The organism is Bradyrhizobium sp. CCBAU 65884 (genome assembly GCF_028128835.1).
Taxonomy (GTDB): domain Bacteria; phylum Pseudomonadota; class Alphaproteobacteria; order Rhizobiales; family Xanthobacteraceae; genus Bradyrhizobium; species Bradyrhizobium ottawaense.
The window spans coordinates 22,042-28,041 of record NZ_LBJU01000076.1 but is presented as its reverse complement, the minus strand read 5'-3'; the positions used below and the strand labels follow the sequence as shown (position 1 = coordinate 28,041).

Sequence of the window (6,000 nt, the reverse complement as noted above, 5' to 3'; positions counted from 1 at the left end):
TCAGCGCACTCCGCCCAACAATCCTTCTAGCCAATACTATGCCGGTCGCTCGCGTCGGATCGGTCGTGATCTGCGCGCAGTGATCCGATGCATCGAGCAGATGAAGGTCGAACCGAGCAAACTGCCGGAACGGCTGATCCGCTATATCCGACGCGTCACAGCACACCCACGCAAGCTGCGGAAACCGGTGCCGCAGCTCGACCAACGGGCCCATTTCGACACGATCGGCTGAGAGCAGCCGTTCGATTTCGATCAATTCCTCCGGGATGAGCCCCATCGTGGCTCCTCTATGACTCTTGAAGGTGGTTCGTCATTGCCAGAACAGACACTCCGGATCCACATTCAATTCGTCGATTGCAGACGTCAAGCGGCGGTAAAGGCTATAAAATTCCCAATTTCCTCGCGCGTGATTCTTGTGAAACACTTTCCAGATCCCGCTCACGGCATCATAGCGAATCAGCGCGATATCGATGAGAGCGCCATCCTTCTCTATGTTGCGCGAGCAACAGGGGCTCTCGATGAGATAGCCGTCCCTCACCGGCGTCACGTGGGGCGTGACGTAGAGATAGCGCTTGCGCGAGCTCAAGCTGCGCTCGATCCGTTTGCGATCGAGCTCGTTGGGGTGAGGCACCAGCCCGGCTTTTACCGTCCTCAGCAGCGCGGTATTCATGGCGAAAGCCTCTCTTCAAAGCACTGTGATTTCTTCTTCAAAACAGCCGATGAGCAGCTGCTCGCCGAAATCGACAATATAGATCGGCACGTCCGCTTCGGTATGGATAGCGACCTTGATGATCTCGCCGGTCGCCCCAGCGGCGAGCAGGATTCCGTCGGGCTCTCTATTGGAAAATGAGTGGTCGTTGATGAGGTCGACTGCGGTTTTGACCCGCTGACCGCGCCGATATTTCGGAAAACCGGGCCGAGTCATGACTCCTCCGGAAACGGCAGATCATCGATCTGTTCGCAGGCGTCTGCCGGCTCTAATTCCTTGCGCTTCATGCCAACGCGGTGGCCGCTTTCTAGAAACTGCACGCCGTAGATGTAGAATTGCTGCAGGAACGTGCCGATCGAGACGACGTAACCCACCTCTCCCTTTCTAACTAAGATTTCGCCAATCTCTTTGCCGACATAGGTGCCATCATTGCGGATGTTGCGATTGGCTCGCAGCTTTTGGCCAAAACTAAAGACCGGCGGATCGCTCAGCTCGACGACGTCGGTGTCTCGAACAATGCCGTTCATGTAATGCTCCTCATAGATCGCCCCTGGTAGAGATGCAGCAACGCACCCTGGTCCACCGCAGGCGAGACCCTCGCATCGCTTGGTGCTCGCACGCCAACGTCGGTCACATCGACGACGGCGGCGCTGCCTAATAGACCGCTCTCGAGATCGACAAGCACCTTTAGACCGCAGCCCAGAATGACACGCCGCCAGCGCCGTGCCGCCGACCAGCAACAGCACTATCTTAGCTCAAGCCAGAGCAGTCGCCCTCCGTGAGGGAAGACCGAACGTCGGCGACGTGTCCAGACCCAGCTCTTGGCATGCCGGTCATGGGGGCTCACGCTTTACGCTGGCACTTGGTAGCGAGGCAAGGACGTGTCAATCACGCAGGTATTGTCGACCGGACAGACGGCGACACATTGCGGCTCGTCGAAATAGCCGACACATTCGGTGCATTTCGCCGCTTCAATGACGAAGTTCCCCCGCTTCTCCGAGATGGCAACGTTCGGGCACAAGGGTTCGCAGGCTGAGCAACTCGTACACTGTGAGGCGATGATCTTGAATGGCACATATTCCTCCTTACGCCACGGAGATCAGAGCTGACTGCCGGATCGCGGCGTCGCCGCGCTGCATGTGCTGGATCTCCCCCCGTTTCACCTTATCCAGATAGGATCTGAACCAGGCGATCGCCGACTTCTCAATGAACTCGTGGGCATATTGATCAACGGGCTCGATCCCCGCTTTGATCAGATTGCTTTTCGGGCAGCCGCCGATCTTGGCCACGAAAACCGCATGGCAGTCATGGATGCCACTCATGATGGCCGAAAGCCTGTCCTCTTCGCCATAACCGCCCTGGCAGTAAACGTCCACGCGGCGGTGACCGACGAATTTCGCGCCGGATGTAGACAGTTCGTACACTTGGAATTCCTTTGCATGCCCAAAGTGCTCGTTGATCAATCCCGAGCCCTTGGTTGCAACGGCCACCAGAAGAGTGATCGCGCTCATCTCTCCGGCAAATTCCGCAAGCTCCTTTTGGCCCGCCGCGACTTTGGCGGCACGCTCATTCTCTACCTTTTCCTGATAAGCCTTGCGCATTTCTAAGTCGTATTGGACGTCCATTTTCATGACCTGATCGGTGGTAAACTCCGCGCTGCGATCCTCCCCGAGTAGACCGACCGCATCGGCGCGGCACTGGCGGCAATGCCGCATCATGTTTATCTGCCCTTCACAAGCATTTTGCAGCGCCCGCAATTCCTGCGCCGTCGGTCCGCGCTGACCGTTGAGGCCAAATACCGTGCCGTGCTCGGGCGCGGAGATCAGCGGCATGATGTTGTGAAGAAAGGCACCACGCGACTTCACCGCCTTGTTGACCTCGACCAGGTGGTCATCGTTGAGGTTTGGGATCATCACTGAGTTGACCTTGCACAGGATTCCCCGTTCGCTCAGCATCTCGAGGCCTTGCAGTTGGCGATCGGTGAGTATCCTTGCCGCATCGATGCCGGTGTAGCGCTTGTGGTTGAAGAATATCCACGGATAGATCTTGGCGCCGATTTCGGGATCGACCATATTTATGGTAATAGTGACGTGGTCAATATTTGCCCTGGCGATGGTATCAACATGATCCGGCAAAGCCAGTCCGTTGGTTGACAGGCACAGCTTGATATCGGGAGCCGCTGTGGCGACTAGCTCGAATGTCTTGAAGGTCTTTTCTGGATTGGCCAGGGGATCGCCGGGACCAGCGATGCCAAGCACCGTCATCTGCGGAATGGTGGTCGCGACCGCGAGCACTTTTCTGACCGCCTGCTCAGGGGTGAGCTTCTCGCTCACCACACCCGGACGCGATTCGTTGGCGCAGTCGTATTTTCGGTTGCAGTAATTGCACTGGATGTTACAGGCGGGCGCGACCGCGACATGCATGCGGGCGTAATGATGATGTGCTTCTTCGCTGTAGCAGGGATGGTTCTTGACCTTTTCCCAGATTTCGTTCGGCAGATCGCCTTGTCCCGCCCGCGAGCCGCAGCTCGCCTGGCCCGGCTTGGCTGAAGCGCGGCAGCCCTTATGTTCTGCGGCGGGCTGCATCAGATTGCCGCTATCCACCGCAGCTTTGACATATTCTCCGCGTCCGGCGACCGCGTTCATTTTCATTTTACCCTGCAGGCATCATCGGCTTCCCACGACCATCCGTGAGCGAGCCCCAAGAAGCAGTAGCAACTTGCATGCCATAGCGGAGACAATGAATTTCAGCCAAAGGCCAATGAGTTAGCGAAGGGATCGGCGCTGGGGCATGTAAGAACAGGAATGATGCGCTTGTTGACAATGCGACAGATATAGCGTCGTCATGCTCACGCCCCAGCTCCATGGCTTGCGCATTCATTCTAGCGCTAAGCTCGCGGGAAACTGGCTTCATCTGAAAGGGTTTCCTGGCGTTAAGGCTCTCGCAATATGCTGATATGAGCTGGCGGATTGGCTTCACAAGGCCACTAGTGGGTAAGCAGTAGCTCAACCACACAACCGATCCCCAATCGGAACCGCCTTCAGGCGTTGCTCGAGTAGAAAGCGGAGCTCGTTGCGAGAGAGCGCGTCCGGATCGGCGATCGCATAGTGGGTTGTCGCCCGAGCGCTTGATGATCTGCCGCGCATAGCTACGCAACAGCTGTTCGTTGAACTTGCAGCCTATGAAGTGACAGGACTGTCCGGTTCGCCTTTTCCTGATGATGTCCGGATCTGGCGTCTGAATGTCGATTTCGGTCAACGCCTCGATATAGTCAGCATCGGAAATAACGAAGTTGTTGGCCCGCTGCACGCTGTCATGCGGCTTGTACAGCACCGCCGCCCAGCTGCCGGCCGCAGCACTGTCGACCTCTTGGCCAGCGGAATCGCAACAGCGATACCAGCGATTCTCGCCAATGCCGCGCCCATGATATTCTGCACTTCGCCGGTCCATCGCGCTTACCCAGCGCCGCGCGCATTGGACCATCATACGACGTGTCTACTATGAGGGGCTGCGACAGGGACGCAAGATGTTGGCGGACCGCCTCGGCTCGACTCGCCGAGCGAAGGCCTGCTTCATCAATGCCGTCACCGCGGGTCGACTTTTGCCGATTCCATATGCTGCGCCGACGCCCACGCATTGACCATAGCGCGGATGCCGCAGCGCGACTTTGTTGGCGAAGAAGCCGGCCAACACCCCTGGTGTGGTCGGCACATCGGATCTGCACAATTCGGCAAGACCAGGACCGACATAGGGAACAATGCCCCGGCCCTCAGGCCGGCTGCGATGTCCACGAGAGTTGCCTTTGTATCGGCCGCATGCACAAAGTCGATCTGCGGAGGCGCCTTCAGGGATTGTCTCCGTTCTCACCTCGTTTTTTAGCGTTAATTGTGATCGGTAGTCGTGTGTCGCTCGCCATCTCGGGCAAATCGAGCACCCAACCATTAGCTACTTTAATCCAGCCGCCCCAGAGCGTCTCGTACTCGGATTCCACAATTGGCTCTTCGAGATCTTTTTTTGGCACGTAGATCGACAGGCCAGCGTCCGGAGACCGGCGGATCATGATCTTCACGAGGTTAACTCCTGGCTGTGACGCGGGAGGTGGCGCGCAGGCGAGTCAGGATGTCGGACACGGCGCACACGACCTCATCGACGTCCGCGACGGAGGTTTCACGTGACAGAGAAAAGCGCACCGTGCCACGCATCCGCCACGCCGGCACCTGCATGGCCCGCAGAACATGCGATGGCTGCAAAGAACTGGAGTTGCAGGCCGATCCGAGGGACACGGCGATCCCCGCCCGATTGAGATGGTGGGCGATGACTTCGCCTTCGAGATGGTCGAAGGCAATAGCGGCCGTGTTCGCTAACCGATTGCTGATATCGCCGAGCGCAACGCATTCGCCGTTATACAAAATTCCCTGCTCAAGGCGGTCGCGCAACGCAGCAATGCGAACGCGCTCTGGTTCGAACCCCTCCGCAGCAAGCTCGGCGGCCTTTCCCAGGCCAACGATGCCGGGAATATTCTCAGTCCCGCCGCGGCGCCCTCGCTCCTGTGATCCGCCGCAGATCAGCGGCTGGAATTTTGTCCCTTTGCGCAAATATAGCGCGCCGATTCCCTTGGGACCGTGCAATTTGTGCGCGGAAAGCGATAGCATGTCGATCGCACTGTCCTTCAGGTTTACGCGCACCTTACCGATAGCCTGGACAGCATCGGTGTGAAACAGCGCGCCCGCCTCACGGGTCAACCCGGCCAAAAACTCCACAGGAAACATCGTTCCGGTCTCGTTGTTGGCCCACATAACCGAGGCAATCGCTGTGCGTGGCCCCAGCGCGCAGCGAAAGGCCTCGATGTCGAGCCTGCCGCGGGAATCTACCGGTACGATGTGCGTCTTGACTCCTCTTGTCGCCAGTCGCTTGATTAACGCAAGAACGGCGGAGTGCTCTACCGAGGTAGTGACAATCTCGTCGCGGTCTTCCTGCGTCGCAAGCGCAGAGAGGATCGCGGTATTATTGGCCTCGGTCCCTCCCGACGTAAAAACGATTTCATGATCGTATGTATTGCCTAGCAGGCCCAGCAAGCTATGCCGGGCGTGCCTCAGAGCGACTGCGACCTCGTCGCCAAAGGCATGCGTCGATGAGGGATTGCCGAATTGCTCGGTGAAGAGCGGCAACATGGCTTGCACGACCGATGGATCAGTCCGGGTCGTTGCATTGTTGTCAAGGTAAATCGGCACTCGATTCTCGCTCAATCCGATGGCTCGCCTGCAGCAGAAACGGGATCGGCCGAACCGCTT

General features: G+C 57.9%; 9 protein-coding genes. All 9 read right to left on the bottom strand.

Going from position 1 to position 6,000, the window contains the following annotated elements:
- The coding region (locus XI03_RS03795) for a hypothetical protein (protein WP_271591371.1) at positions 1 to 277 on the bottom strand (277 nt) is incomplete at its 3' end.
- A 33-nt stretch (positions 278 to 310) separates the two neighbouring features.
- Positions 311 to 670: a DUF3024 domain-containing protein gene (locus tag XI03_RS03790; protein WP_271591370.1), complete on the bottom strand. Its 360-nt coding sequence runs from the start codon at positions 668 to 670 to the stop codon at positions 311 to 313.
- A gap of 15 nt (positions 671 to 685) precedes the next feature.
- A complete protein-coding gene (locus XI03_RS03785; protein WP_271591369.1) occupies positions 686 to 925 on the bottom strand; it encodes a nitrogen fixation protein NifZ in 240 nt (79 codons plus the stop codon).
- Positions 922 to 1,236, bottom strand: coding sequence for a nitrogen fixation protein NifZ (locus tag XI03_RS03780; protein ID WP_271591368.1), 315 nt, complete (start codon positions 1,234 to 1,236; stop codon positions 922 to 924). Before XI03_RS03780 ends, XI03_RS03785 begins: the two co-directional genes overlap by 4 nt.
- A 323-nt stretch (positions 1,237 to 1,559) precedes the next feature.
- Positions 1,560 to 1,784: a 4Fe-4S binding protein gene (locus XI03_RS03775; RefSeq protein WP_271591367.1), complete on the bottom strand. Its 225-nt coding sequence runs from the start codon at positions 1,782 to 1,784 to the stop codon at positions 1,560 to 1,562.
- A 10-nt stretch (positions 1,785 to 1,794) separates the two neighbouring features.
- Complete coding sequence (gene nifB / locus XI03_RS03770; RefSeq protein WP_271591375.1) at positions 1,795 to 3,354, bottom strand: nitrogenase cofactor biosynthesis protein NifB; 1,560 nt, start codon at positions 3,352 to 3,354, stop codon at positions 1,795 to 1,797.
- Between the two features lie 7 nt (positions 3,355 to 3,361).
- Complete coding sequence (locus XI03_RS03765; RefSeq protein ID WP_271591366.1) at positions 3,362 to 4,159, bottom strand: SIR2 family protein; 798 nt, start codon at positions 4,157 to 4,159, stop codon at positions 3,362 to 3,364.
- A gap of 394 nt (positions 4,160 to 4,553) precedes the next feature.
- On the bottom strand, positions 4,554 to 4,778 hold the full coding sequence (nifT, locus tag XI03_RS03760; protein ID WP_271591365.1) for a putative nitrogen fixation protein NifT: 225 nt from the start codon (positions 4,776 to 4,778) through the stop codon (positions 4,554 to 4,556).
- A gap of 4 nt (positions 4,779 to 4,782) precedes the next feature.
- Positions 4,783 to 5,955, bottom strand: coding sequence for an aminotransferase class V-fold PLP-dependent enzyme (locus tag XI03_RS03755; protein WP_271591374.1), 1,173 nt, complete (start codon positions 5,953 to 5,955; stop codon positions 4,783 to 4,785).
- Between the last annotated feature and the right edge of the window lie 45 nt (positions 5,956 to 6,000).